The sequence below is a fragment of the Rhodococcus sp. ZPP genome (assembly GCF_017656075.1).
In the GTDB taxonomy this organism is placed as follows: Bacteria; Actinomycetota; Actinomycetes; order Mycobacteriales; family Mycobacteriaceae; genus Rhodococcus_F; species Rhodococcus_F oxybenzonivorans.
The window spans coordinates 3,611,586-3,635,921 of sequence record NZ_CP058638.1; the positions used below are offsets into that span (position 1 = coordinate 3,611,586).

Sequence of the window (24,336 nt, forward strand, 5' to 3'; positions counted from 1 at the left end):
CACCTGTCCGCCGGCGCGTTCTCAGGCCACACCGTTCCGCTGGTGGTTCGGCTAGCGGGGTGCGATCAAAGGTCGAATGTTCGCCTTAAATCGTCGAAAAGTTCCTGGTAGTGGTCGGTTCCGTAGATGAGAGCGGCGAGCATGAGGGGTAGCAGCATCGCCAGTTCCTTCGTCTCGAGCGCCCGGAAGATCGAGGAGGCGGCATAGATCCATTGCACGTACTCATGCCCGTCCGCATGGAGGGACATCTGTTGCGGGGTCTCCGGCTCTCTGGAGAGACGTTCGAGGCACGCGCTTCATTGTCGAAGGGAGGCGGAAGTGGGTCATGCTTGTCGAGTGCGGTCAGGGCGGGTGCCACCCAACCCATATCAGCGAGGCCGGCTCGCTCGTATGCACTTTTCGCTGCCCAACGAGCAATGGCATCCTGCTGAGATTCCGGAAGTTCGATCAGTTGGTCGAGGAGGTCCCGGTCGAGTTGAGCGAGTCGCTTCGCCGCCTCACGGATGGCGCGGTCGTCGAATAGCCGGAATCGTTCGGCGGGCGGGCGACCACCCCATTCGGCAAACTTCTCAGCGAGACTCCGATGGGGATCGGATAGAACCGCCGGGGCGGGGCCGGCGGACGCAGGTGTGGCATCAGCAGCCGGATCGGGCATCGAATCCTTCGCCGTGGACTCGTCGCCGTCACTCCAAACCAGGTCCTCTTTCATGAGTTGGGCGAAGCTGCTTTCGCCGGTGGCAGGCACACTTGCAGCCAGTAGTCCTCTGACGGTCCGCTGACATCCATAGCCCAATTGGCGTCCCGTCCCCGTGCATGCGCGCGAAGCCGGAAGCAGCGGTGTCACCCGTAGTCCGTCAGCGAGCTCACCGGTGAGGGTCATGACGACGAGTTCCGACGTCACCTCGAGGTCGGCCTCCTCGATTACTTCCCACTCCGGGAACGCCTCAGCGTGCGGCGCCGACTCCAGGACCTCGACCCCGACTCGTACCGGTCCGTAAGCGATACCGGTGTGCACCGTGGCGAATCCGGGGCCGACCTCGAGCAGACTTCCGTGCTGTTGACCGTCGAGGGTGTCTGTTGCCGCGATCCCACCACGAACTGGTGATGGTCGACTCCGACGATCCCCCATTGCGTCATCGCATCAGGCTAGCGGCGTACCTGGCGTTTACGTTCCGCAAAAGGATCCTATTACGGGATCGAGCTGGAGCCTTGGTTCGATAAGGCTATGACGGCTTAGCGGAGCCTCCGATCAACTCAGCCAGCTCTGGATCTGGGATAACGAGGAAAATGCTGGTGATGTCGCGGTCGTAGAGCACGTCAACGACGTTCGCAAAGCGTTGCGCTGGCTCCCGTCCTGAGGCTCGAAGATCCGGCACGTCGCTGATCACCCACTGTCGGAACCGTTGGGTGAGCGCGAGGTAATCGACGGGGGCGGTGGTGTTCTCACAGAGGTCGGCGAAGTCCACCCACAAACTTTGGCCGGTCGCACGCCGGACGTGTACGGGATTCCCGGCCGGAGTGAGTGTCCTGCGTTCGGCAGAGCCGGGCGGGCGGAGCCCGAGACGCGCTTGTTGCTCCGCTGTGCCAGGGGTGACCCACCATCCGGCGGCGAAGCCCACCTCGTGGCTGGAGCTGGCGCGGTAATCGACGGGGCCGTCAATGGTGATGATCGTCAGCGCCTGCTCGATCAGCTCGATCGTGGGTACGAAATCACCGTGGAACAGCGGATTCGGGAGCAGGGAGCGCGGAGGATAATTCGAGGTCAGAATCACCCGAATCTCCCGCTCGAGAAGCGCCGGCAGTAGACGGGCGATGAATCGGCCGTCTGCGGGGTCGTGGACATGGAACTCGTCGAAACACACCAGATCCAAGCCACCGAGGAGCTCGTCCAAGGCTGCCGCAAGGTCGTTGCCATGTCGCCGGATGGCCAGGTGTAGGTCGCGAAAGAACTCATGGAAATGCATCCGCATCTTCCGGTCGGTCGGCAGTGCAGCGATCCCGACCCATCCATCAGGTCAAGGTGCTTCGAGCGCTACGGCGAGATGACCCGTCTGTACCGTTCGCGGAACGTGGTGGGGGTCGTACCGACCGTGCGCGTCGCTGGCCGTGCCGACGGAGCAGGAGGGTGAGTCCCGATGGTGGATCCCTAAGCGGATGCGACGGTCGACAGTTGGGCATCACCTGCCGGAAATCATGGCACCCTTCCTGATGGAGCGGATAACGGAGAGACGGGAGCCGATGATGCGGCGACTCAGTGGACAGGTCCACTGTGAAAACAGCAACTTCTTCCTGTTCGACGACCTTTTCGCAGCCCAAGCATCGACGATCGACGGGGCCGCGGGTTTCTTGCAGCCTGGCCAAGGCGTGCTGGTTATCACCACAGAAGTCAGATGGGGGCGCATGCGCCGGCGCCGGCCACGGCCCGGCCGACCGCCGGGAAAGCTGGCAGAGATGCGATCCTCGAATCATGCCGTGACAACGCTCGTCAGGGTCAGCGTGGAGCCTGGACCAGCCCGTCGGTGAGGATCGCGATCATGGTGGCGACGAGCAGATCTATCTGCGTGTCGTCCGCGCGCAGTCGGTCCGCACGCCCGCTGAGGCCGAGGATGCCGTTCATTGCCGCCCACAGAGTGGTCGCTGCCGTGGCCGGGTCGAGGCCGGGGTTGATGCTGCCGTCCGCGATGCCGTCCCGGAGGGCGGTGGCGAGTTTGGTGTTCTGTTCGTCGACGAGGTCGGCGACCCGTTCCAGCGCGGCGGGCTCGTTCGGCGGATCAGCGAGCAGCCGAAACTGGTATGGGCGTTCGGCGGCGAACCGGGTGTACGCCTCGGCGGCCGCGAGAATCCGCTCGACCGGGGTGCCAGCCGTGGCGTAGGCGGCGTCCATGTACTGACGGTTCTCCTCGAGCGCCCGCTCGGCGACGGCGATCAGCACCGCCGATCGTCCCCCGATCCGGTTGTAGATGGTCTGCACCGCGACATCGGCCCGGTCGGCGACGGCGTCGAGGGTCAGCGCGTCCGACCCGCTTTCGAGCATGACCGCCTCGGCGGCATCGACGATCGCGCGGTGGGTCGCGGCGGTCCGGCGCGCGGTCCGGGTCGTCCCCTGCGAAGTCATACCCGCACCATACAAAATTCCTGGAAACAAATCCATTGTTGTAATCACTTCCATTTCTGGAACTGCTTCCAGTAATGTCTGTGGTGGCGGTCACAACGATCGCCTCCAGGTAAAGGAGTGAGCACTATGTCTGACCGTCTCGACGTGCACTTCCCGTCGGGGGATGTCAAGTGCAGCGCGTGGCTGTATCTGCCCGACGGCGGTCCGGCGCCGGTGATCGTGATGGCACACGGATTGGGGGCGGTACGCGGCATGCGGCTCGACGCCTACGCGCAGCGGTTCCGCGACGCCGGCTACGCCTGCCTGGTGTTCGACTACCGGCACTTCGGGGACAGCGACGGCCAACCACGCCAGCTGCTCGACATCGGCCGGCAACTCGACGACTGGGCGGCCGCGATCGCATACGCCCGCACCCTCGAGTGCGTCGACACCAACCGGATCGTGTTGTGGGGCACCTCGTTCGGCGGTGGCCACGTTCTGGTCGCCGCGGCCCGCGACCGCGACATCGCCGCCGTGATCTCGCAGTGCCCGTTCACCGACGGGCCTGCGTCGGTGCTCGCGATGACCCCGTGGAACTCTCTGAAGGTCACCGCCAGGGCCCTACGCGATGCGATCGGGGCGCGTTTCGGCAAGGACCCGGTGATGATCGCCACCGCGGGCCGTCCGGGATCGACCGCGCTGATGGCCTCACCCGACGCCGAACCCGGTTTCCTCGCGCTCGTGCCGGAGGATGCGCCGTTCCGCAACGAGGTCGCCGCCCGGGTGGCCCTGGGTGTCACCTTCCACGTGCCCGGCCGCAAGGCCGCGAAGGTGCGCTGCCCGATCCTGTTCGGCGTCTGCGAAACCGACTCCGTGGCACCGGCGAGGGCGACCCTGCGGCACGCCCGCAGGGCCCCGCACGGAGAGATCAAACTCTATCCGGAGGGGCATTTCGACATCTACGTCGGGAACGCCTTCGAGCGTGTCGTCGCCGACCAGCTCCGCTTCCTGAGCACCCATGTACCAGTCGCCCCCACCGATTCGACGGAGCACGCGGCATGACCCGCTACGACCTCACCGGACGCACCGTCGCCATCACCGGATCCACCGGCGGCCTCGGCACCGCCCTCGCCGCCGCGCTGCGCGCCCGCGGCGCCAACCTCGCGCTGCTCGACCTCGACGCCGACCGGGCCGATGCGCAGGCCCGGGCGCTCGGCCCGGACACCGTGGCCAGCGGCTGGCCCGCGGACGTTCGGGACCTCGTCGGCCTCGAGGACGCACTGACCGGTGCCGCCGAGCATTTCGGTCGCCTGGACGTCGTCGTCGCCGGTGCCGGCATCGACACCATGGCGCCGATGGGCACCCTCGACCCCGCCGCATTCGAACGCGTCATCGACATCAACCTCACCGGCGTGTGGCGCACCTTCCGGGCGGCGCTGCCGCACGTGCGCGAGCACCGCGGCTATCTGCTCGCGATCTCCTCGCTCGCCGCGTTCGCGCACTCACCGCTGCAGGGCTCGTACACCGCGAGCAAGGCGGGCGTGTGGGCGATGTGCGACAGCATCCGGCTCGAGCTGCGCCACCTCGGCGTCGGTGTCGGCAGCGCCCACCCCACCTTCTTCCGCACCCCGTTGATGGACGACATCGTCGCCGACCCCGCCGGCCACGAACTGTGGGGCGGCAACGACAAGGGCCTGTTCAAGATGGTGCCCATCGGCACCGTCGTCGACGCCCTCGTCGGCGGGATCGAGAAACGCGCCGATCTCATCGTCGCCCCCAAGACCAACACCCTGCTGGCCAAGGCCCCGGGACTGTTCCGCCCGCTCCTCGACCGCGTCTTCCGCGACGAGAGCATCGCCCGGGCCGTCGAACTGGCCGACCCGACCGGCTGGCACGACCACGACGTGCTCGACCGCCACAACAGCAGCACGACGTCCTCGCTCAGCAGCAGATAACCTTCCTCGGCCTGTCCGCGGTGCCGCAGATCCTCGCGCGCGCCACCCCGTCCTGACCACGACACGAATCGAACCGGAGCCCGGCACCATGAGCAAGCACTATTTCCTGCAGGACAAGGTTGTCCTGATCACCGGCGCGACCGGCGGCATCGGCGCCGCGACCGCGCGCGAACTGTATTCGCGCGGCGCGAATCTCGTCCTCACCGACCTCAGCGAGCCCACCGGTGTCGCGCTCGCCGCCGAATTCGACCCCACCCGGGTGCTGCCGCTGGTCCTCGACGTCACCGACGCGGCCGCCGCCAAGGCGGTCGTCGAGCAGGTCGTCGCCCGGTTCGGCCGCCTCGACGTGGTGTTCGCCAACGCCGGAATCTCCTGGCGCGGGGCGCCGTCGAGCATGGTCGGGTGCGATGAGGACGAGTTCGAGAGGATCGTCGAGGTGGACTTCCTCGGCGTGTGGCGCACCGTCAAGGCCGCGCTGCCGCAGATCGTCGCCAATCAGGGTCAGGTGGTCGTCACCTCGTCGATCTACGCGTTCATGAACGGCATGGTCAACGCACCCTACGCCGCGTCCAAGGCCGCGGTGGAGATGCTCGCCCGCGCATTGCGCGCCGAGCTGGCCGGCACCGGCGCGACCGCCAGCGTGCTCTATCCCGGGTGGATCGCCACTCCGATCGCCGAGGTCGCCTTCGGCGGCAACGCCCTGGCCACCCAGCTGGTGCAGACCGTGTTCCCGGCGCCGCTGCGCGCCCAGATCACTCCCGACGTGGTGGCCGCCGGTGTCGCCGACGGGCTGGCCGAGCGCCGCCCCCGCATCGTCGTGCCGGGCCGGTGGGCGCCGCTGTCGCTGCTGCGCGGCTTGCTCGCCGCGGCCAGCGACGCCTACCTCGACCGCAACCGCAAGGTGCAGGCACTGGTGCGCCGCATCGAAGCCGAGTCGCGACCGACCGAGTTCACGCCCGCGCGGCGGCGTTCTGGCCCGGCACCGACGACCTGATTCGGTGGCCGCGGCCCAGTGGGTGCGGCTGCGGCAGCCGTGGTTTCGGACCATCGACTCGACGCCGCCGCTACTGGGACGTTCCCACCGTCGTACTACGCAACAGCTCGATCGGGACGGCCACGGTCGCGGACGCCCTTAGCGAGTTGGCCGAGTGGGACCAGCGAGCGTGGACGTGGATCGCCGACGAATGCGCGATGTTCGGTGGACTGTATCCCCGTGCCCGCCACCCCGAACTCGTCCACCAATACTGACCGGTGACGGATCCCTCTGCGGCGATCTGAGAGGGTCACGACGCGAACTGCGGGTAGTTGGTAAGTCGGTGTAAGAAGTTGGACTGCCGGGCAAGTTGGTTGGAGGCCGGACACGGGGAGGTGCCCATGTCCGACTCACTTCAACGCCGTCAACCGCTGTCCTCGGACCTCGCCCGGATGTACTTGAACAGAGCTCGATAAGCGACAGACCGGCCGCCATCACCTCCCCGTCACCGGACGATACAAATCGAGCTTGCGAGGACTTTTATGTGACGCAATGTAACATCCATTTTCGCGCGGGCTTGTTCGATCAAACATGCAGCTAGGAAGTCCTTTGTGGACTCGTCGGCCCACTTGCCGCCGTCCACCCTGCAGATGGAGTAGAACGTGTCAAGTGGTTCTGTTTCCGAACCGCTTCAGCTAACGTGACGCCGTCCATGAATCAACGAAGGGGGACGCATGGCCCGGTTCGCTCTCGAAGCGGTCACGGCAGGTGATTTCGATGACCCTTGTCGGCGCTCGAATCACTATCGGATCGACGCCACGTCGTCGGCCACCCCGGCTCAGGTGTGGGAGGAGTTGCACGGCCGACGGCCCCTGCACTGGTGTTCGTCCCTGCGGGCCTGCGAGTGGTCCCCGGGGTCGCCGAAGGGTGTGGGGTCCACGCGACGCATGTCGATGGCGCCGGGAGTGTGGGTGTACGAGTCGTATTTCCTGTGGCAGGAGGAGCCTGATCACTTGGAGTGCGCGTTCACTGTCACGGAGTGCACTGTTCCCGGTATCCGACGGTTTGGGGAGCGCTATCGCGTGACCACCACGTCCGAGGGAACTCACCTGCAATGGGACTTCCTGATCGAACCGGCACTCGCCGGCCCATTGCAGACCGTCCTTCGCCGGCCCACCCGTGCCACCATTGCGCGGATCGGCGCCGACACGCGGTCTCACCTTGCCCGGCTGAAGCAAAGGACGTGAAGTGACGATGAGCAATCCGATACAGGAACTCATGTTGACTGGAACTCGCAGAGGGGTTCTGGCGCTTGCGGATCGCGCGTCTCGCGCTTCTACGGTCCCGTTAAGTGACGACTATCGATTCCGCCCATACGTCGGAGGGCGTGTCTACGGCTGGACGCACTACGGCGTCATGATCCCCGACCTGCCCGCACCGCATCACTATCTCAGCATCATGGTCATGGCCGGGATGCCAGGGCAGAGCGCTTTCGACGTCGACGAGGTTGTATCGACCAGCCCACGTGACACGGTCACCGTCTCGATCTCGACCGCGGCGGCCGCGCAGTACCGTTCGCTATCCATGACCAGTGAATGCACCCTTCAATCGGACGGCAGGCACCTTCAGTTCGGCTCGTTCCTCACCATTTCGGGGCATCATCCCGAGTTCTCCGTGGAGGCAAGGATTCCCGGCCTCGAGTTCGACCTTCATTTCGCCATGGCCGACCGTGCCACCTGGTTCGTCAAGGGACTCCCGTACGACCACCTAAGTCTTCTCGGCAGTTTCGAAGGCGCCATCCACACTGACGACTCAGCTCTTGATGTTTCGGGAAAGGGCAACATCGAATATGCACGCTGTGTCGGACCGTACGCTGTGCGTAACAAATTGCTGCCCCGGACACTGAAGGTGCCGGTCGACTTCTTCACCTACCACGTCATCGAGCTACCGGAGGACGCCCAAATCCTTTTCTGCCGTGTCGGCATACTGTCGCAGCGGCTTGGAGATATCGTGCAACACCGCACAACGTCCGGTGCCGGTGATTGGCGCGTCAACGAAACCTCTTCCGACAGGACCTACTACGAAGTTCTCGAGTACGAAGACGTATCGCGCATCGACCAGGGGGGCCACCGCATGCTTCTTCCACGGCGGTTCCAACTAGGGGTCCGCGGCAAGCTCCTCGTCACCGGCGTGTACGACACCGAGCCCCGCTACGGTGTCGGCCGCGGCTACATCTGGGGATATGAAGCTGTCGTCGAGATGGACGGACGGACGCTGCGGGCCCGGGGCTACTCCGAGTATGTCGACGTCCGGAGTGCGCCATGAGACGCTGACCGGTCTGGGCGGCCGCCCCTCCCTGCGTATGCTGACGCAGGTGAGCGCGGAACATCCACCCCAACCCGGGCGCCCAGTCCGTGGCTCCGTTACCGGCCGACCGATCATGGCGTCGTTCGACCTGCTCGGACGGCGGTGGACTCTCCGTATCGTGTGCGAGCTCAGCAAAGAATCGTTGGGGTTCAACGAGCTGCGCCGGCGGGCATCGAACATGTCCAAGAGCGTGCTGTCACTGCGCCTACAGGAGCTGGTCGATGCCAAGGTCATCCATCGCGACAACGAGAGTTCGTCGTACGAATTGACCCCGCTCGGACGGTCCCTCTACGTGGCTCTGGAGCCATTGTTCAAGTGGTCGAACGAGTGGGCGGCCGCGCTCGGAGTCAATCCCGACGACTCGCACGACACCGAACTCGCCTGACCGCACCGGGGGCAGCCCAGCCAGAGTCCTGCGGAATCTGCGTAGGACTGAGCGGGGTCCTGGGCCAGCCAAGAGAGCATCGATGACCGGGAGATCAGGTCGTGCGGTCCCCATTCGGACCGTTCCCTCGGTCCCCCGCGATGTACGCAGTATCGCTTGGATCCAATGGGCCGGTCTGGAATCTCGCGAAGAGTGTTGACGATTTTCCGCCATCGACTGCGATCCGCAAGAAGTGCCCGGTGGGCTCCGCGTCGGAACGCGATCGCCATCTCGGTTCCAGACTCTGTGAGCGGCTGTTCGCGGCCGAACTTTTCGATCTCAGCGTCAGTCGCGTCGATCTCAGCCTGGATCTCAGTGAGCACCTCGTCTGCTACCGCAGCAAGTTCCGAAGTGATGGGAAGTGCCTCCGCAAAGCGGGCAGCAGCGGCCTGGAGTTCCTTGCTGTGTCCCTGCATGCCAACAACCTCTAATACTCATACCGTCCTCCCGATACCGCAAGCCGAACCCGTACCGGGATGAAGTGGCGACCCAGCGCATGCCGGCGGCAGACCGCCCTCGTTCCGTAAGCGGATCGTCTTTCGCAGGTGGAGTATGCGGCTCCATCTCGATTCCTACTCCGTCATTGCGGAGACGATGTTCGCGCCGTCGAGCCTTGCCGGGGTGCAGTGGAGGCCGATTGTTGGCCAGTCGACGGTCAGCGTGAGCGCGTGCGGTGGTGGAAGAGGCCATGCCCACAAGGGCGATCTGTACTGGTAGCCGCCGTTATCATTCTTCATCCACCCGGCGTTCTTGTAGAACAGCAGGGCTGTATCCACGGTTGGGGGCCTGTCCTCAGGCTCGGGCCGGCGTCTCTGTGTTGAAAGAACGCGGTCGTTGCCGTAATCGATTTCAATCGTCGGTAGCTGTTCAGTTGGTGTTTCGATCCGACGGGCTTTTGTCAGATCGTGCAGAACGGACTGGATTGCATCAAAATTCGCGGCGCTGCGTTGCAGGTCCCATTGGATCCATAGGTACAGGCCAGAGGGATAGACGTGCAACGGCGACACGAGTGATACCGCTAGGCCGTTGCCCTCGAACAGTGCGGCAGCGACGGGCAGTTCGACTCCCGGATCCGACTGTATGTCCGGCAGAACCGGAATATACGGCACAATTCGTGGTGAATCGTCCTTGGGACCAGGAGGCATTCGTCGTGGCCCGTCCCCGTAGAACCGGACGAAGTCCTCATTTGAGTCGGCCATCTCGATGCGTTCCCCTCTAGTCTGGCGTGTTCACGCATGCCGTACGAGCGAAGCGATCTGCCTGTGGAATGCGAAGGCAGTGCCCCGAAGGTACAGACGGCGTCAACAAGGTGTGCCCGTTCTCAGAGGAGTCGACACGACGAGCATTCACCAGAAGCCGAACCCGTACCGGGATGAAGTGGCGACCCAGCGCATGCCGGCGGCAGACCGCCCTCGTTCCGTAAGCGGATCGTCATCCGGTGCCGATAGGCGTTCGGCAATCGGTCTCAGTCATCGAGGCCGTTAGGCCCCACGACCTCATCGGACCACTCGAACAACGAATCCGGAAGCCACTCGATAACCTGAACTGCCCGGAGTTCTCCGGACAGGCGCCCATTGACCGATCCAATACGAAGAACCAGCCCGGTCTTGTCGTCTATGACGAACTCCAATCCATCACCCGGTGTGTTTCGTGCTCCCAGTGTCACCTGGTCGGCGACGAACGACCACCCACTGCGTCCGTCAACCTCTGCAGCGATTGCGGAAGCCGACGGGGCAAGAACGCCGGACCTCGACAGAAGTGAGTTGGGTCCGAAGAACCACAGCGGATTGACGGGCTGCAGCACCGTGAATTGCCTCGCTGTGGGCTCCTGCCTTTGCATCGTGCCCTTTTTCAGCGCGAACGCAAGGTCACCGGTGCGGACGTACACAGGTTGCTCCGACACTTCAACGCGCCAACGATCCTGCGGACCATGCCAAACGGCGAAAGCGCCAGTCTGTTCGACGTCCTCGCGAACACGGAACGAGTAGTCAATCGAGCATGATACGAACAGGTCGTGACTCGCCTCATGACGGTTCGCCAAATCGGCCCATGTTAGAACACCGTCGCTCACGTTTAACCACGTTACGGTCGACGGCCCGCGACGCGAGACCTAATCCGGTCAGCGATGGTCGAGGGAGTGCCAATGACTTCCTCTGCCCTTGCTTCCTGTTACCCGTTCCAGCGCACCGGCCCGCTTACTCTCGCGGTGGCATCTTCTGAGATGTCGATCTCTGATTCCGGTTCTTCTTGCTGTGACTCAGGAGTCCACAGTCCATCCGAAGCTCTGCGTTGGAAAAGTTGCTTTGTCCCCGCCTCGTTGGCAGGCCACATCACAATCCAGAACTTCTCAGTCGGTACCTCCACGACAAGGTCCCAAGCAACTGCACGGCCGCTCACGTGTCCTCGGATACCGAGTTTCCCTGACGGGGGTACCTCGATCTGCTCGAACTCGTCTTGCACCTTCCCCGCATTGGTGATGATTCGAAGTGGCGTCGTGACAGCGAGGATCGCCTCGTCAACGTTGTCCCACTCTGATGAATCGCTCCACTGTGGCGGTGCCTGCACAAGGTCGATCCCCACCGTCACTGGTCCGCACGCGATCCCGGTATGAAAAGTCGCAAACCCAGCCCCGGTGTCGAACACGCTACCGATTTCCCGTACCGCGGTGGTATCGGTCTCAGGAGACGAAAGGGTGAACTGGTGATAGTCAGCTTCAACGTTGAACCACTGTGTCATGTGTCCAGTCAAACATCACTGCTGCAAGCACTGATGACGATTCCGGGACCGGTCAGCGATCGTCTTATGGCATGCAGTCACGATCGGTTACATCGCCGGACTCCCCGCCAGGTGTTCTTCTGCGATGTACAGACTGCTGACTATCCATCGGGTCTCAGGGCGCGGTCTGGAGGGTTCATGAGCATCCGAATATCGTCGAGTACACCAAATGACGAACCGGGGAGCACGTTGTTAGAAGCGCAGCTCCGTCTATCTGCGACCTCATCATCGGCATCGATTGACGTCCGTCGGGTCGTTGCTCGAGGTTGCGCCGGGGAAGGTGGTTACTCGTCTCACCGCACTCCCTACCGCTGGCGAGCTGTCACGGCTCCTGTGGGGCAGCGGAAGTGGTCCGGCCGCCAGAACAGCAGACCCACCGCGACGAGGATCTGCCCTCCGATCAGTGCCAACGGCAGGGCGAGCAGCTCCCATCCAGTCGTGCCGAAGTTCAGCGCCCACACGACAATTGCTGCGCCCAGAACGATGGTAGTCAGCTGGCCAGCAGTCATGAGAATCGACGCCACCGTGCGTGTGCGACGCTGCAGGACGCACGCGGTGCCGACGATCGAGGCAGGGAACGCGCAGGGTAAGCCGATCAAGGTCGGTAGCACCACCATGTACTCGACACTGCCCGAGACCTCCACGACACCGGATAAGAGAAGCGGCGGCACGACAAACGACAGGATCGGCACCGTGCACAGCACCGAGATGATTGATGCGATCCTAAGCATCGTCATTCTGTCACTGCAGCCTCATGAGCGGGGTTGCCGGACGCGGTTCGCTTTCGGGCCACAGGTGCATCAGATAGCGTTCCACCAGATCGTCCCCGGCTTCCTGCAACTCGATACCGGAGTCGCGTCCTGTTGCATAGATACGCACTCGGTATCGGCCGGGCTCGTCGACAAGACTTGCATCGAGCAACTCTCTGTCCGCGTCCAGATCTCGAAGACGCACGTCACCGATGTCGAACCGGACCGAGACCTCCTGCCACTCGTCCCATCCCTGTTTCTCGAGTTGTGGTTCCGAGTCCGTCACCTCGACGCGAAAGGCCACGGCGCCCAGAGGGGTTCCGGTCGCCACGACGAGGAGACGCTGATCGTCGACCCAGGTCAGGATGTCGGTGGCCGCCGCCGGCAGATCGGCCATCGGCATTCCGGACTGCTGGAAGGGCAGGGTGGACCCGAACTGCACGTAGAGTGCGGTGTCGATCACGTGACGTTCCTCCGTTCTCGGCACCCTCGCACCTACAGCGCGGGTTCATTCGTTTTCTGTTGACAAGAGACAGTGGCATCATGCGCAGACATGTGATTGTTGCAGTGACTGCCGGTGTGGTTGTCGGCGCTGTAACCGTCGCTGTCGCTGTCGCTGTCGCTGTGGCCGGCCGCGATCGTGACCGTGCCACCATCCGTCAACGGACACTCACTCGTCGACCTGATGCGGTGTTTCGGTCACCCACTCTCCCTTAGGAACGGGGTCTGGATCTATTGGCACTTCGCCACCGGTGAGCCGCGCAAGAACGACTTGCCAGTGGAGGAGCTCGGCTTCGGTGGCCTTGAGCTCAGCGCGCACACCCTGGAGGAATTCGAGTGTGTCGTTGCTGGAGTTGGCCTCAAACCTCCGTGCGATGCGCCCGAGCCGTGCGACCCGTGCGGTCAACTGCTGGACGATCAATTCCACCGGTTGTGCAAGCTCGTCGGATCGTGAAAGAGCGGACGCGAACCGGTCGACAAGCTCGAACACGGACTCGTACATCTGATCATGGTGGCAGACTGCGCACCACAGGCGAACTGTCCCGCAAGCACACCCTTCCCGTCCGCGCCGTCGCGCCAATGCGGATCGGGGTTCGGAACGACATCGACGAGCACCGAGTGAGTCATTGAGGACGCTCAAGCTTGCGATAGCGATCGGGGGGTGGGCCGTCGCCGGCCCAGTACTCGGTCCCATTGTCCCACCACGGGCGCACGATCACCGAGGGTGCTCGAAGACGTGCCCACATGAGCGCTTCGTCGAGCGAGGCGAACTCCGGAGACATCTCGTACGATTCCTCGCCGCCCCAGGAGCCTTGGTAGATGCCCTCGTCCTCGGCAAGAACAGGTCGAGCCCACTGCACCGGACGGGGCTCGCGGGTCGGAATCCGCCGCCAGGTCATGTGCACCACTCCACACCGCCCGATCGCACCGAGTAGATCGTCACCCACGGCGATGAGTCGTCTCGCCTCGTTCTTGTCACGTTCGGCGACCCGTGGATCGTTCAGAAGCTCGACCAGTCGCTCCTGGACCTCGCCGACATGATCGTCGGTGAGTGGATCATCCCGGAGGGCCTCGACGATGCGGTGGTGCAGGTCTGGGCGCCCGACGCTCTGGAGGTCGTTCGCGAGCGCGAGCGCGGGTTTGTCGAACACAGAGCGGCGGCCCATCTATCGATCGTATGTCCGGATCCGGATAACCATCCATGACCGGACACCGCCTGGAGCGGGTCACGGCAGAGGGCGCTGGCCGCTCTCAATTCGTTGCTTCCGCACCCTGAACTCGTCCTCCGAAATCTCTGCCAACCCCGGCACCGTAGGACCGGCCCATCCACCGTCGACGGTGGTCGGGCAGAATCCGACGGCGAAGCTCGCTGGCTCATCCTCGAGACCCACCCAATCCACCTTGACGTGTTGCAGCGTCGGGTCGGTGATTCGCCCAGGATGTCCATGAAATAGCAGGGCAGGTCGCGACGCCGGATTGAGAATGTCGCGATCGGTGTCCTGCCCCCTGTGGGCCACCGGCGTACCGCGCTGTATCCGCTTCGTCGCTATCGCTTCGTCCCGCTCCACTCAGTCAGTATGCGATCCCGGGTGGTGGACATGCGACGGGTTAGGCTGCGGCCGTGTCGAGAGCAGTGTGGTGGGCCTTAGCTGCGGCCGGGTTGGCGTTCACCGCGGATGTCGGGACCTCGTCGTCAATGGCTGAGGTGTCGTTGTCGTGCTCGAAGATCGGCGAAAGCCGATCCTTCTTTCGGTGTGATGACCGTATCGTCCACGTCCTGGGGGTATGGCCACTGGTCGGCCTGGGACTGTTGCTCGCGGCACCGCCTGTGGTGGCGGCATTAGCAATGCGAAAGTGGGTTTCCTGGTTTGCCGTCGCGGCACTCGTTGGTTTGTCGATCGCCGGGCTGGTGAATTGGGCGTCTACCTCTTACTGGGGATTGCTTCTCTTCGCTGTTCCCTTGGCGGTCCTTGGATCAATCGCCGCGACGTTCCAGCGAACTGTCCCGCGCCCGGGGACGTCAGGACGTGGTTCTGCCGCAGCGGCGTAAGGGCAGTGCTGAAGACGCCTTGGGGCGACACATTTTCAGACACGCTCTAGACGCGATGAACTGAACGACATCGGTGCCAACGCCGCGACTCGACGTCGCCTCGACGCCCCGCAAGCGGATCGGTGAGTGGCATGACACTAGTGGAACTGCTCGAACTTCGGCTGTAACCGTCCGAGTCCTTTGGTCGTAGGAGAACTGCATTACTTCATGCAGACCGCATGCTCGTCAAGCTCGAGGGTCAATGTCGGTGTCCGCCATCGGCGCAGCTGGCTGGATGGTCTAGGAGCCACTCGACGATGCGGCGGAGTCGGTTATCACTTCGGCGAAATACTCGTCGAGTCGGTTGAAGAGCGTGAGGAACGCTTCGAGGTGATCGGTCGCATTTGTGTAGACCGCGTCGGCCATCTGACGGTGCATCGCGTTCACGCCCCTTGCGACGATCGCCCCGGCATCGGTTACGCGTACGACTCGGGCTTTGGCATTGCCGGGTAGTTGCTCGACGCTGACCAGCCCGTGCACTCGCATCTTGTTGAGCGCCTGCGAGACAGCCGATCGGCTGACACCGGTGCGGTCGGCAAGGTCGCTGGGGGAGATCTCCTCCATGGAGGCAACGATTTGGCAGACCTGCGCCTCGACCATCGTCAATTGATCGCCGGTGCCGTAGTCCCTTGTCAGCCGTCGGGACCGTTGCACCTTGTCGAAGACTCGCAGCATAGATGCGGTGACGGCTCCTTCGAGTGCGTTGCGGTCGCGCTCCTCGTTCATGTTCGACTCCAGGTATGGACGGGAGGGTTCCCGCACGGTATGGTGAAGCAGCTTAATTATAAAGTCAGTTAATGATGTAGCTTCTGCACTACTGTTATCAACGGTACCGCCTGCTCTCGACGGCTCCGCCAGGGGCATTGACACATGATGGGGACAAGCTCCATGGCAGAGACGTCTACAGAGAGCGACGAGCGAGACTCGCCTGCAAGATCGGGTTTTTCTTCACTGCAGAAGGGCCTGTTCGGCGTCCTCGGGTTCTTCTTTGCCATCCACCCGGTGTTTTGGTTCCTGGAGACCCGGGTCGGGGTATCGCAGACTATTACTTCGACCATCTTGGTCGTCCTGGTTATCTGCGCTTTCGTAACCGCCCTTGCTCTGCCGTGGCTACGGCTGCCGGGGCAGCGCGATCGCACTAAGTCGGAACGTCTGGGTGCAATGATCATCGTGTGGGTCTTCATCGCGCTGACCCCGAGATTTATCTGGGAACTGCCGTGGCTGTTCTTTTACGATCAAATCAAGCAAGGCGTCCTCAACGAGTCTCTCTGGACGTATATGTGGTCACCCATCCTCCTCGGTGGCGACGCGCGGTACCTCAATGGCGACCCGCTCGTTGTCACCCTCGAGTGGATCGCGGTCTTCGTCGGAGCGTTTGAGTTGTACGCGCTCGTGCAGTTCTTCAGGAACGGTCAGCGTTTCACGAGTACTCAGCTATCCCTGATCATGGGAGGGATGATCGTCGAGGTGACGCTCCCTGCAGTGTATTTCGGCGTGGAGATCGTCAACGGCATGGCTAACGTGGCCAGCCCCGCAGAGATGTGGATCAAGTTCGTGCTCCTGAACCTCCTGTGGTGCACGTTGCCGTTGCTGACGTATTTCTGGGGGGTTCGCCGGCTCGCGAGCCAGGATCTGACGGTGAAGTTCTAGCTGCTGGACGCGCCACTGTAGGTTGCCAGAGCCCGGAGGGTGCCTCCGGGCGTCACCGTCAGGTGTGAGGCAAACTCCTGGTCAACCTCAGACCGAAGACTCGGTACGGCGAACGGCGAACGGCGAATGATCAGGTTCACGGGCCTGCCCGTACCGGAACCAGCGGGAACGGAGTCCACCGCGACAGGGCGCTATGGACGAGCTTCCGCGAAGCGGATCCCCCTACGAGCCGAAGAAGCCGGCGATCAAGGGCGACGGCGACATTTGGGGCCGCGGTGAACCTCCCGGGTCGCGCCGCCGCACGGTGCACCCCGGCGTGGACTGTGCGTGACTCACTGTTCGCTGAGTCGGTCGAGCAACTCGTACAGCAGTCCGGTCTCTCCGGGGGTGAGTCCGTTGGCGTCGTCCTCGACGAGTGCGCGGAGTGCGACCGCGGCACTGGCCCGGTCGGGTTTCGGGTGGGTCGAGCCCTGCCGGTGGCGGTCGGACGGGTGGGTGATCACCCCCGCGATGGCCGCTTCACGGACTCGGTCGGACAGACCGTGGTCGACCTGCCCTTCGGGCTGGGTGATCAGGGCCAGGGTGACCCCCACGTTCGCGGCCAGGAGCTGGGCCGCGGCGTCGCGTGGCGGCACGGCCAACACGCCCTCCCGGGCGGCGGCGTTGAGCAGTTCGACGAGCATCGCCAGGGCGGGTGCGGTGATCGTGCACGGTGTGCCGGGCTCGACCCGTCCATAAAGCAGGGCGTAGAAGGTGGGGTTGTACAACCCGAATTCGACGTGGCGGTCCCACCCTGCGCGCACGTCCTCGAGCGGGTCGTCGGAGACCCCCGGTGCGTGAGCCTGCGCCACGAACTGGGTGAAGCCGTGGTTGAGCACCGCGTCGATGAGACCTTGTTTGTTCCCGAAGTGGTGATAGAGCGTCGGTGCCTGCACACCAGCGCGCTCGCACACCGCCCTTGTGGACACCGTCCGGTCGCCCGACTCCGCCAACAGCTGTGCTGCAGCGAGAAGCAAGCGATCTCGGGCACCCCCGGCCCCGCGTGTCACAGCCATTCCGCTATATTACTACTTGTACCGCTATATAAGTCAATGTAGCGTTAGTAGCGCTGGCTCGGTCGGCCGGCGTGTACCTCCCGATCCGAAAGGAAGATGTCATGACTACAGCTGTTCCCGAGGTGGTGACCCGCTACTTCGAGGCCGACGCCCGCCGCGACATCGACGCTCTCGTCGCGCTGTTCACCGACGATGCGGTCGTCATCGACGAGGGCAAGACACGTCGGGGGGCCACCGAGATCCGGGGCTGGCGGACGGGGGCGGCGTCGGAGTTCGAGTACACGACGGAGGTCATCGGCGTTGCCGCTGCCGATGACGAGGACCGCTACCTAGTCACCGGCCGTCTCGACGGCAACTTCCCCGGCGGCACCGCCGTATTGACCTTCGAGTTCACCGTCACCGGAGAACTCATCAGCCGTCTGGAGATTGCACCGTGACCACCACGGAGGCCGTCCGCACCGGTGCCAGTTCCTACGGTTACGCAGGCAAGCGTGTCGTCGTCACCGGTGGCACCGCCGGCATCGGCGCCGCGGTCGTCGCCCAGCTCACCGCGGCGGGCGCCCGGGTGATGACCACCGCGCGTTCACGGCCGGAGCGGGCCGCGGACTTGTTTGTCCAAGCCGACGTCAGCACCCCGAAGGGCGTGCAGACACTCGCCACCCGGGCCCTGGACGAGTTTGGTGGGGTCGACGTCGTTGTGCACGTCGTGGGGGGCTCCTCGGCCCCGCCGGGTGGGGTCCTGGCCCTCACCGATGCGCACTGGCAGTCCGACCTCGACACCAACCTGCTCGCCGCCGTCCGCCTGGACCGAGCCCTGGTGCCGTCGATGGTCGAGCAAGGCTCCGGGGTGATCGTGCACATCTCCTCGATTCAAAGTCGCCTCCCGCTGAAATCGACGATCGCCTACGCCGCGTCGAAGGCCGCACTGTCGAACTACAGCAAGGCGCTGGCCAACGAGCTGGGCCCTCAGGGGATTCGGGTCGTCAGCATCGCCCCCGGATTCGTCGAAACCGACGCCGCCACCCGCCTCATCGAGCGGATCGCGCAGGAGTCGAGCACCGACACCCGGGCCGCCCGTCAGCAGCTCATGGACGCCCTCGGGGGCATCCCGCTCGGCCGACCAGCCCAGCCCCACGAGGTGGCCGCGCTCGTCGCCTTCGTCGCCTCCGACCAGGCCGCAGCCATCACCGGAACCGAGCTCACCATCGACGGCGGCACCATACCCACCACCTGACACCGCCTCACTACCGATGCCAACGAGCAGAAGAACGAGCCGACAAGCCCTCTCCCGGTTTTACCGGTGCCATGGTTTGCAGCGCAGGTCGCCTCGTCTAAATCTCAAAGTGGCGTGACATCCCGGATCGCCGTCCCCCGTAGCGGGAACGTTGATCGGCACATCTCCGGAGGCGGGGCGTTGACCGAGACTCCCTGAGCTGCGCGTTCCCGTTCGACCCGTCCGGTGAGGATTTTGCTTCCGGGGCGTCAATCGGGACACCCCGAACGATCTAGAGCCGGGCATTCGAGGCGTTCATTGGCGGTCCGTTGACCCCTGAATTCCTGGGCGCGTCTCACAACGAACGCAACTCCTTGACGGCACCGATTCCCGGACTCGACACCGTCCCGGCGGAGGACCGCTTGCCGGTTCGGTAATTGATCCCGACGATTCGGCAGGGTTCTTGACTGCTCACCCCCTTGTTTACGAGATCAAAATAGGCGCGCCGTTCCTGATGCAGGGTCTCGCCACGCGAGGGACCCCGTTGCTTCCGTATCTCGAATTCCATCCTCACCCTGAACTGTCGGGTGTTGCGACGACCGATAGAACCCAAGCGATGGCTAGCAGGGCGCAGGCACCCGGTGTCGAGTTGTGGCCGGACCGGCGAGACGGCCCGTCGAGTGGGCGTCGATCATCCGCTGTTCGCCTCGTTGAGCGAAACGCAGTGACGGGGACACGGCGGCACCCGCGTCGAGGAGCGCGCGAAGCGCCGGTTGTTCGGCGGCCAAGTGGAACCACTCGTCCTCCAGCGGAGTGCCGTCCTCGAGGGCCTGATCGAGTTTCGCAGCGAGGTGATTGCTCCATCGATGCTGCAATGCAAGGAGAAGGTTGTCAGCGCGTCCGAAAAGCCTTAACACGTCGGTACTTTCGCTGGCCTCAAGGGCTGCGTGCACGTCGAACTCTGCTACCGACAGCACATCCTCCAGCACAGCCCGCCGTTCGTGGAAATTCCTCCAGGACATTTCGCCACCTCCGTCGAATCTTGTGATGCGGGAAACGCTACGGGGATGTGGAGGCGATTTCGCCGTGCCAGGGTCGCGATTACTTCTCCTACTACGGGCGGAGAAACGACTCCGCTCTCGGAACGATGTTCCGGGGAACCTCACCCGGCTACGCTGGTGAGGTGCAGGTCATGGAGTACTTCCGCCGCCGCATGACGATGAGTGAGTACGACTACCCGCCCGGTGTCCCGATCTTCGGGCACGTCGCCATAGTTGCCGTGGCCGGTGTCGCCGTCGCGCAGCGAGATGCGTTCGTGCCCCCCGGATGGGCGTTGCCGGTCGCGCTGGTGGCCGCGGGAACATCCTTGACAGGAGATCTGGTGAGACCTGGATCCATGATTCCCCGGCCTCTCCTGGCGGTCGTGGTCACCGCAGCGACGGCACTGCTGTTGGTGCAACAAGTGATCGGTCAGTTCGACGTCGCCCCGTTCATTCTCGTGTTCATGGTCGGCGAAGTCGCGGCGACGGCGAAGCTCGCCGTCAGCCTTGCCACCGCGGCGGGTGCCGTCGCGGTGCTGTCCGGATTCGCCGTCGCCGACCGGCTGGGTGACGTGCCCTGGTACATCGCCGGTGTCGCGGTGGGGTGGGTCATCGGACATCTGCTGCAGACCCAGCTCCGCCTCCTTCACCAGGAGCGCGCATCCCATGTCATCCAGACCGAGCAGGCCGCCACTCGCGAACGCCAACGAATCGCCCGGGAAATCCACGACGTGGTGGCCCACTCGTTGAGCATCACCATGCTCCATCTCACCGGTGCCCGCCGCGCCCTCGAAGAGGATCGCGACGTCGACGACGCCGTGGAGGCCCTCGCCGACGCCGAGCGCCTGGGCCGTCAGGCAATGGCAGACATCCGGCGCACGGTCGGGCTGCTCGAGGTGAAACCGGCCGGAACCCGGCCCGAACCCGCCATCGGTGACATACCGAATCTGATCGACGACTTCCGCCGCGCAGGACTCGAGGTTTCTTTCGAGATGCGAGGAGACCCGGGCGCGGTGAGCAGCGCGACCGGTCTAGGTCTCTATCGGATATCGCAGGAGTCCCTGGCCAACATCATCAAACATGCGCCGGGCGCCGGCGCCGAGGTGACCCTCTCGATCGCGCCGGAGTCGATCACGCTGGTGGTGCGCAATCCGACCGCTGCTCCCGCAGCGCTACCCATGGACTCGAGTGGTTCGGGGGTGCGTGGAATGCGCGAGCGCGCCGAGCTCCTCGGTGGCACGTTGCAGGCCGGCCCGGATGAACAGGGGTGGTCGGTGCGCGCCGAGATTCCCCTCCCCACCGACTCCTGCCCGCTGTCGCTCCGGCGTCGTGCCCCGGAGCAGTCGTGACCGCCCCCGAAATCAAGGTGTTACTCGTCGACGATCAAGAATTGGTGCGCTCGGGGCTCCGGCGGATCCTGCGACGCAAGGACGGTTTCGTCATCGTTGCAGAATGCGCCGACGGCTCGGAAGTGCCCGACGCCGTGGCTCGCCACGCACCCGACGTCGTGCTGATGGACCTACGCATGAAGGGGGTAGACGGGATTACGGCCACCCGTGAGCTGCAGGCCGGTGATCGACCCCCGCCGGTATTGGTTCTCACCACCTTCGACGACGACGAACTGCTGTCCGGCTCACTGCGCGCAGGCGCCGCCGGTTTCCTTCTCAAGGATTCACCCGCCGAGGAATTGATTCGTGCCGTGCGAACGGTCGCGGAGGGAGGAGCCTGCCTCGATCCGGCGGTGACCGGCCGAGTGCTGACTACCTATCGCACCGCCGCCGGGCCCACCAACGGCGCGGGTCGCAGCGTCGACGAGCTGACGGCGCGGGAACTCGATGTGCTCGCGCTCATCGGCCGGGGATACAGCAACAGTGAGATCGGCCGCGCGCTGGGTATCTCGGGAGTAACCGTGAAGAGCCACATCGGGCACATCTTCGTCAAACTCGATCTTCGTGACCGCGCCGCCGCCATCGTCTACGCATTCGACCACGGCATCGTCACGCCCGGCCACGCAACTTGAACCGATGTCCAGTTGTGCCAGCCGAGGGGCGCACGGCTCTGTTGGGCTCGATCACAAGTGGCATTCGTCTTTTTGATGATGTACAACTAACGCCATGACCGAATGTGATCCAGCGCACACTTAACCGTGACCGCGGAAAACGTCTACCTCCACGTCATTGCAGTCGACCCTGATCCGGAAAGGACCCCGGCGTGCACACCACCCACCACACCCCGCTTCCTGACGAGTCGACGACCTCGCTGGTGCGGTCGGGCGCTTCGATAGCGCTCGGTGCCGCGGCAGCAGCAGCGGCACCCGCCGTGGTAGTGACCGGGTCCGCGCTTCTGGCCGGCATCGCAGCGGTCGCGACCCTTGCCTGCGTCGCCGCCGCATCGGTAATGATCTGACCTTTCTTCCACCATCAACATCGCATCGACAGGACACCTACATTCGTGAGTCTTCCCGTTTCAGGATCAACGACCCATGCACGCTCGTCCCGCCGGGCGGGGTCGATCAGTACCGAGGAAATCAAGATGCGTATCGAGGCGATGTTCGCCGGTGAACGCTCCGAGCCCCGACCGCTCCGGGGTGATCACACCGCACCGGAGAGGATGGCGGTATGACCAACGTGGCGCTACTACTGGGCCTGTTGGCCAGCGCAATCGGCGGCCGCACGGTACTCCAGCGCGTCCTCACCAAGCCCAGCGCACGCCGGGCGCCCGGTGCACTGTTCTACCCGAACGGGTGACGTCGGCCGCGGCGTTGTAAGCGTCCAGCGGGTGTTGCGATCGTCGTGCAATCCCCGCGGGCGGCCGTGGCTAGCTTCCCTCGCACGAATTCCGCGTTCCAATCGACCCGCTCGAGGTTGCTCGACACGACGTACTACTTTGCCGCGTTAATCGTTCGGGCGAAGGGTTTCATCCAGTCGGGTCCTGTTCGTGGGAGGTGTCACGATTCCCGCTTCGGCGAGTCGGCTACGCCGCTGACAGGCGGTTGCTCCCACGCTCGTCGAGAAGCGGTGTGATATCGATCTGATATCGAGGGAGGCTGTCATGCCCGATATTTTGATCCGCAACTTTCCCGCCGAGGATCTGGCGCTGCTCGACGAGCACGCTGCCCGTCTCGGTATCTCGCGAACTGAATTCCTGCGCCGTCAGCTGCAGCAGGAGGCACGTCGCACCGCCACCTCGGTGTCGACCGCCGACCTGATGCGGTTCTCGCAGGACTTCCCCGATTTGAACGACAATGAGGTCATGCGCGGCGCCTGGTCATGAGTGGCTCCACGTGGCTCATCGACAAGTCCGCGATGGTGCGCCTGGGCACCAGCCCGGACGCCGAACAGTGGGCCAAGCGAATCCAGCGCGGTCTCGTCCACATCTGCACCGTGACGCTGCTCGAGGTCGGCTGCTCGGCACGTACCGCCCACGACCTGTCGCGGGGACGACGCACCCCACCGCTATCGGCCATGCCCCTGGAGTATTCGACACCCGCGGTCGAAGACCGCGCCCTTGATGTGCAACGGCAACTGGCTGAACGTGGCCAACATCGCGCACCATCGATCCCGGATCTGCTCATCGCGGCGACCGCGGAAATCAACAACCGAGTCGTTCTCCATCTGGACAAAGACTTCGATCTGATCGCGGCGATAACCAGCCAACCACTCGAACGACTGGTGGCATAGCGGTCTGGCCACGCGTCCCGCGCGGTCTCCACCACACGTGGACGCCGACGGGTCAGGTCGCGTCGCTGTGGTCGGTGCCGATCACGGTCCGGGCGATGGTGGCAACGACGAGATCCAGTGCCGTTGTATCGGTGCACCACCGCGGCGCGATGAGCCGTATGCGCAAGATTGCTGACAAAAATCAGGCAAAATGCGCAGCATGGTTGAGTCGCCCGGTGGCATACTCCGCGACATGACGAGACTCGATCGGACCGACGCCCGCCTGCTTCTCGCGCTTTGCGACGTCCCGCGCGCGACCGGCGTGCAGTTGGCGTCTCTGTTGGGAATGGCGCGTAATACTGTGCAGGCGCGGATGTCTCGGTGGGACGAACAGAAGGTACTGGCGCCGGTCGACCGATGCGTGTCGCCCCGGGATCTCGGCTATCCCTTGCAGGCCTTCGTCACTGCGGTGGTCGATCAGCATCGTCTCGAGGAGGTCATCGACCACCTCAGAGACATAGCGGAGGTCACCGAGGTCGTCGGCATCTCCGGGGCTGCGGACCTCCACATCGGCGTAGTCGCCGTCGATGCCGACGATCTGTACCGGGTGGCCGGGCTCATTCTTGCCGTTCCGGGGATCGAACGCACGACGGTGTCTGTCGCAATGCGCGACGCCATTCCCTACCGAACCCGTCCGCTGCTCGAACGTATCGCCGGGGAGGCCGGGTAAGCGCCGACGAGGGAGGCCCGATCCTCACCGGCCTGGAATCGGCGGGTGCGAAGCCGCTTTCA

31 protein-coding genes are annotated in these 24,336 nt (G+C 64.1%); 18 read left to right on the forward strand and 13 right to left on the reverse strand.

What is annotated here, in order from left to right:
* Positions 1-65 precede the first annotated feature (65 nt).
* Entirely contained in the window at positions 66-248 is a 183-nt protein-coding gene (locus tag HYG77_RS17110; RefSeq protein WP_208959990.1) for a hypothetical protein, read from the reverse strand.
* A 701-nt stretch (positions 249-949) separates the two neighbouring features.
* Between HYG77_RS17110 and HYG77_RS17115 the strand changes: the two genes are divergently transcribed.
* A complete protein-coding gene (locus HYG77_RS17115) occupies positions 950-1,105 on the forward strand; it encodes a hypothetical protein (protein WP_208959991.1) in 156 nt (51 codons plus the stop codon).
* Positions 1,106-1,223: 118 nt separating this feature from the next.
* Here HYG77_RS17115 and zapE read toward each other — a convergent pair whose 3' ends face one another.
* Together zapE and HYG77_RS17125 are read right to left on the reverse strand one after the other, a co-directional pair.
* Positions 1,224-1,997 carry a cell division protein ZapE gene (gene zapE, locus HYG77_RS17120; RefSeq protein WP_348273584.1) on the reverse strand — a complete coding sequence of 258 codons (774 nt, stop codon included), beginning with the start codon at positions 1,995-1,997 and terminating at the stop codon, positions 1,224-1,226.
* A 494-nt stretch (positions 1,998-2,491) separates the two neighbouring features.
* On the reverse strand, positions 2,492-3,115 hold the full coding sequence (locus HYG77_RS17125) for a TetR/AcrR family transcriptional regulator (protein WP_208959993.1): 624 nt from the start codon (positions 3,113-3,115) through the stop codon (positions 2,492-2,494).
* A 126-nt stretch (positions 3,116-3,241) separates the two neighbouring features.
* Between HYG77_RS17125 and HYG77_RS17130 the strand changes: the two genes are divergently transcribed.
* The 7 genes from HYG77_RS17130 (at position 3,242) to HYG77_RS17160 (ending at position 9,244) form a co-directional block, all read left to right on the forward strand.
* The gene (locus HYG77_RS17130; RefSeq protein ID WP_208959994.1) at positions 3,242-4,156 is read left to right on the forward strand and encodes an alpha/beta hydrolase; all 915 of its coding nucleotides are present in this window, start codon (positions 3,242-3,244) and stop codon (positions 4,154-4,156) included.
* A complete protein-coding gene (locus HYG77_RS17135) occupies positions 4,153-5,049 on the forward strand; it encodes an SDR family NAD(P)-dependent oxidoreductase (protein ID WP_208959995.1) in 897 nt (298 codons plus the stop codon). Before HYG77_RS17130 ends, HYG77_RS17135 begins: the two co-directional genes overlap by 4 nt.
* A gap of 88 nt (positions 5,050-5,137) precedes the next feature.
* Positions 5,138-6,043, forward strand: a complete 906-nt coding sequence (locus tag HYG77_RS17140) for an SDR family NAD(P)-dependent oxidoreductase (protein WP_208959996.1) — start codon at positions 5,138-5,140, stop codon at positions 6,041-6,043.
* A gap of 713 nt (positions 6,044-6,756) precedes the next feature.
* Positions 6,757-7,269: an SRPBCC family protein gene (locus HYG77_RS17145; RefSeq protein WP_208959997.1), complete on the forward strand. Its 513-nt coding sequence runs from the start codon at positions 6,757-6,759 to the stop codon at positions 7,267-7,269.
* 169 nt (positions 7,270-7,438) lie between these two features.
* Positions 7,439-8,347 carry a DUF6670 family protein gene (locus tag HYG77_RS17150; RefSeq protein ID WP_208959998.1) on the forward strand — a complete coding sequence of 303 codons (909 nt, stop codon included), beginning with the start codon at positions 7,439-7,441 and terminating at the stop codon, positions 8,345-8,347.
* 49 nt (positions 8,348-8,396) lie between these two features.
* Positions 8,397-8,774 carry a helix-turn-helix domain-containing protein gene (locus HYG77_RS17155; protein WP_244372914.1) on the forward strand — a complete coding sequence of 126 codons (378 nt, stop codon included), beginning with the start codon at positions 8,397-8,399 and terminating at the stop codon, positions 8,772-8,774.
* Positions 8,775-9,013: 239 nt separating this feature from the next.
* Positions 9,014-9,244, forward strand: coding sequence for a hypothetical protein (locus HYG77_RS17160; RefSeq protein WP_208959999.1), 231 nt, complete (start codon positions 9,014-9,016; stop codon positions 9,242-9,244).
* Between the two features lie 141 nt (positions 9,245-9,385).
* Here HYG77_RS17160 and HYG77_RS17165 read toward each other — a convergent pair whose 3' ends face one another.
* From HYG77_RS17165 to HYG77_RS17200, 8 genes are all read right to left on the reverse strand, one after another.
* Complete coding sequence (locus HYG77_RS17165) at positions 9,386-10,012, reverse strand: hypothetical protein (RefSeq protein ID WP_244372916.1); 627 nt, start codon at positions 10,010-10,012, stop codon at positions 9,386-9,388.
* 266 nt (positions 10,013-10,278) lie between these two features.
* A complete protein-coding gene (locus HYG77_RS17170) occupies positions 10,279-10,884 on the reverse strand; it encodes a hypothetical protein (RefSeq protein WP_208960000.1) in 606 nt (201 codons plus the stop codon).
* 98 nt (positions 10,885-10,982) lie between these two features.
* Positions 10,983-11,549, reverse strand: coding sequence for a hypothetical protein (locus HYG77_RS17175; RefSeq protein WP_208960001.1), 567 nt, complete (start codon positions 11,547-11,549; stop codon positions 10,983-10,985).
* A 344-nt stretch (positions 11,550-11,893) separates the two neighbouring features.
* A complete protein-coding gene (locus tag HYG77_RS17180; RefSeq protein WP_208960002.1) occupies positions 11,894-12,325 on the reverse strand; it encodes a hypothetical protein in 432 nt (143 codons plus the stop codon).
* A gap of 4 nt (positions 12,326-12,329) precedes the next feature.
* Positions 12,330-12,800, reverse strand: coding sequence for a hypothetical protein (locus HYG77_RS17185; protein WP_208960003.1), 471 nt, complete (start codon positions 12,798-12,800; stop codon positions 12,330-12,332).
* A gap of 207 nt (positions 12,801-13,007) precedes the next feature.
* Positions 13,008-13,340 carry a hypothetical protein gene (locus HYG77_RS17190; protein WP_208960004.1) on the reverse strand — a complete coding sequence of 111 codons (333 nt, stop codon included), beginning with the start codon at positions 13,338-13,340 and terminating at the stop codon, positions 13,008-13,010.
* Positions 13,341-13,461: 121 nt separating this feature from the next.
* Positions 13,462-14,004: a hypothetical protein gene (locus HYG77_RS17195; RefSeq protein ID WP_208960005.1), complete on the reverse strand. Its 543-nt coding sequence runs from the start codon at positions 14,002-14,004 to the stop codon at positions 13,462-13,464.
* 1,163 nt (positions 14,005-15,167) lie between these two features.
* Positions 15,168-15,653, reverse strand: a complete 486-nt coding sequence (locus HYG77_RS17200; RefSeq protein WP_208960006.1) for a MarR family winged helix-turn-helix transcriptional regulator — start codon at positions 15,651-15,653, stop codon at positions 15,168-15,170.
* Between the two features lie 162 nt (positions 15,654-15,815).
* Between HYG77_RS17200 and HYG77_RS17205 the strand changes: the two genes are divergently transcribed.
* Positions 15,816-16,577, forward strand: a complete 762-nt coding sequence (locus HYG77_RS17205) for a hypothetical protein (protein ID WP_208960007.1) — start codon at positions 15,816-15,818, stop codon at positions 16,575-16,577.
* Between the two features lie 332 nt (positions 16,578-16,909).
* Here the strand turns inward: HYG77_RS17205 and HYG77_RS17210 are convergent, their stop codons facing one another.
* Positions 16,910-17,632, reverse strand: coding sequence for a TetR/AcrR family transcriptional regulator (locus tag HYG77_RS17210; RefSeq protein ID WP_208960008.1), 723 nt, complete (start codon positions 17,630-17,632; stop codon positions 16,910-16,912).
* Between the two features lie 101 nt (positions 17,633-17,733).
* On the opposite strand from HYG77_RS17210, the gene HYG77_RS17215 reads away from it, so the two are divergent.
* Together HYG77_RS17215 and HYG77_RS17220 are read left to right on the forward strand one after the other, a co-directional pair.
* Entirely contained in the window at positions 17,734-18,069 is a 336-nt protein-coding gene (locus HYG77_RS17215) for a nuclear transport factor 2 family protein (RefSeq protein ID WP_208960009.1), read from the forward strand.
* Positions 18,066-18,866 carry an SDR family oxidoreductase gene (locus HYG77_RS17220; RefSeq protein ID WP_208960010.1) on the forward strand — a complete coding sequence of 267 codons (801 nt, stop codon included), beginning with the start codon at positions 18,066-18,068 and terminating at the stop codon, positions 18,864-18,866. The genes HYG77_RS17215 and HYG77_RS17220 overlap by 4 nt, the downstream gene beginning before the upstream one ends.
* A 599-nt stretch (positions 18,867-19,465) precedes the next feature.
* Here the strand turns inward: HYG77_RS17220 and HYG77_RS17225 are convergent.
* Entirely contained in the window at positions 19,466-19,867 is a 402-nt protein-coding gene (locus tag HYG77_RS17225; protein WP_109334518.1) for a hypothetical protein, read from the reverse strand.
* A gap of 170 nt (positions 19,868-20,037) precedes the next feature.
* On the opposite strand from HYG77_RS17225, the gene HYG77_RS17230 reads away from it, so the two are divergent.
* From HYG77_RS17230 to HYG77_RS17255, 7 genes are all read left to right on the forward strand, one after another.
* Positions 20,038-21,234 carry a histidine kinase gene (locus tag HYG77_RS17230; RefSeq protein ID WP_244372918.1) on the forward strand — a complete coding sequence of 399 codons (1,197 nt, stop codon included), beginning with the start codon at positions 20,038-20,040 and terminating at the stop codon, positions 21,232-21,234.
* On the forward strand, positions 21,231-21,905 hold the full coding sequence (locus HYG77_RS17235) for a response regulator transcription factor (RefSeq protein WP_230990003.1): 675 nt from the start codon (positions 21,231-21,233) through the stop codon (positions 21,903-21,905). Before HYG77_RS17230 ends, HYG77_RS17235 begins: the two co-directional genes overlap by 4 nt.
* Before the next feature lie 191 nt (positions 21,906-22,096).
* Positions 22,097-22,291 carry a hypothetical protein gene (locus tag HYG77_RS17240; protein ID WP_208960011.1) on the forward strand — a complete coding sequence of 65 codons (195 nt, stop codon included), beginning with the start codon at positions 22,097-22,099 and terminating at the stop codon, positions 22,289-22,291.
* A gap of 212 nt (positions 22,292-22,503) precedes the next feature.
* On the forward strand, positions 22,504-22,632 hold the full coding sequence (locus HYG77_RS40685) for a hypothetical protein (RefSeq protein WP_280123267.1): 129 nt from the start codon (positions 22,504-22,506) through the stop codon (positions 22,630-22,632).
* A 304-nt stretch (positions 22,633-22,936) separates the two neighbouring features.
* Positions 22,937-23,158: a ribbon-helix-helix domain-containing protein gene (locus HYG77_RS17245; protein WP_208960012.1), complete on the forward strand. Its 222-nt coding sequence runs from the start codon at positions 22,937-22,939 to the stop codon at positions 23,156-23,158.
* Positions 23,155-23,565, forward strand: coding sequence for a PIN domain nuclease (locus HYG77_RS17250; RefSeq protein ID WP_208960013.1), 411 nt, complete (start codon positions 23,155-23,157; stop codon positions 23,563-23,565). Before HYG77_RS17245 ends, HYG77_RS17250 begins: the two co-directional genes overlap by 4 nt.
* A gap of 232 nt (positions 23,566-23,797) precedes the next feature.
* Positions 23,798-24,274 (forward strand): Lrp/AsnC family transcriptional regulator, encoded by a 477-nt coding sequence (locus HYG77_RS17255; protein WP_208960014.1) that lies wholly within the window; start codon positions 23,798-23,800, stop codon positions 24,272-24,274.
* Positions 24,275-24,336 lie beyond the last annotated feature (62 nt).

Excerpts from the sequence above, each read along its gene's own strand:
- HYG77_RS17215 (WP_208960009.1), top strand. The coding sequence starts at position 17,734 with ATGACTACAGCTGTTCCCGAGGTGGTGACCCGCTACTTCGAGGCCGAC.
- HYG77_RS17195 (WP_208960005.1), bottom strand. The coding sequence starts at position 14,004 with ATGGGCCGCCGCTCTGTGTTCGACAAACCCGCGCTCGCGCTCGCGAAC.
- HYG77_RS17150 (WP_208959998.1), top strand. The coding sequence starts at position 7,439 with ATGATCCCCGACCTGCCCGCACCGCATCACTATCTCAGCATCATGGTC.
- HYG77_RS17205 (WP_208960007.1), top strand. The coding sequence starts at position 15,816 with ATGGCAGAGACGTCTACAGAGAGCGACGAGCGAGACTCGCCTGCAAGA.
- HYG77_RS17145 (WP_208959997.1), top strand. The coding sequence starts at position 6,757 with ATGGCCCGGTTCGCTCTCGAAGCGGTCACGGCAGGTGATTTCGATGAC.
- HYG77_RS17135 (WP_208959995.1), top strand. The coding sequence starts at position 4,153 with ATGACCCGCTACGACCTCACCGGACGCACCGTCGCCATCACCGGATCC.
- HYG77_RS17245 (WP_208960012.1), top strand. The coding sequence starts at position 22,937 with ATGCCCGATATTTTGATCCGCAACTTTCCCGCCGAGGATCTGGCGCTG.
- HYG77_RS17225 (WP_109334518.1), bottom strand. The coding sequence starts at position 19,867 with ATGTCCTGGAGGAATTTCCACGAACGGCGGGCTGTGCTGGAGGATGTG.
- HYG77_RS17130 (WP_208959994.1), top strand. The coding sequence starts at position 3,242 with ATGTCTGACCGTCTCGACGTGCACTTCCCGTCGGGGGATGTCAAGTGC.
- HYG77_RS17200 (WP_208960006.1), bottom strand. The coding sequence starts at position 15,653 with ATGAACGAGGAGCGCGACCGCAACGCACTCGAAGGAGCCGTCACCGCA.
- HYG77_RS17175 (WP_208960001.1), bottom strand. The coding sequence starts at position 11,549 with ATGACACAGTGGTTCAACGTTGAAGCTGACTATCACCAGTTCACCCTT.
- HYG77_RS17140 (WP_208959996.1), top strand. The coding sequence starts at position 5,138 with ATGAGCAAGCACTATTTCCTGCAGGACAAGGTTGTCCTGATCACCGGC.
- HYG77_RS17180 (WP_208960002.1), bottom strand. The coding sequence starts at position 12,325 with ATGACGATGCTTAGGATCGCATCAATCATCTCGGTGCTGTGCACGGTG.
- HYG77_RS40685 (WP_280123267.1), top strand. The coding sequence starts at position 22,504 with ATGACCAACGTGGCGCTACTACTGGGCCTGTTGGCCAGCGCAATCGGC.
- HYG77_RS17125 (WP_208959993.1), bottom strand. The coding sequence starts at position 3,115 with ATGACTTCGCAGGGGACGACCCGGACCGCGCGCCGGACCGCCGCGACC.
- HYG77_RS17255 (WP_208960014.1), top strand. The coding sequence starts at position 23,798 with ATGACGAGACTCGATCGGACCGACGCCCGCCTGCTTCTCGCGCTTTGC.
- HYG77_RS17190 (WP_208960004.1), bottom strand. The coding sequence starts at position 13,340 with ATGTACGAGTCCGTGTTCGAGCTTGTCGACCGGTTCGCGTCCGCTCTT.
- HYG77_RS17250 (WP_208960013.1), top strand. The coding sequence starts at position 23,155 with ATGAGTGGCTCCACGTGGCTCATCGACAAGTCCGCGATGGTGCGCCTG.
- HYG77_RS17110 (WP_208959990.1), bottom strand. The coding sequence starts at position 248 with ATGTCCCTCCATGCGGACGGGCATGAGTACGTGCAATGGATCTATGCC.
- HYG77_RS17210 (WP_208960008.1), bottom strand. The coding sequence starts at position 17,632 with ATGGCTGTGACACGCGGGGCCGGGGGTGCCCGAGATCGCTTGCTTCTC.
- HYG77_RS17165 (WP_244372916.1), bottom strand. The coding sequence starts at position 10,012 with ATGGCCGACTCAAATGAGGACTTCGTCCGGTTCTACGGGGACGGGCCA.
- HYG77_RS17230 (WP_244372918.1), top strand. The coding sequence starts at position 20,038 with ATGGAGTACTTCCGCCGCCGCATGACGATGAGTGAGTACGACTACCCG.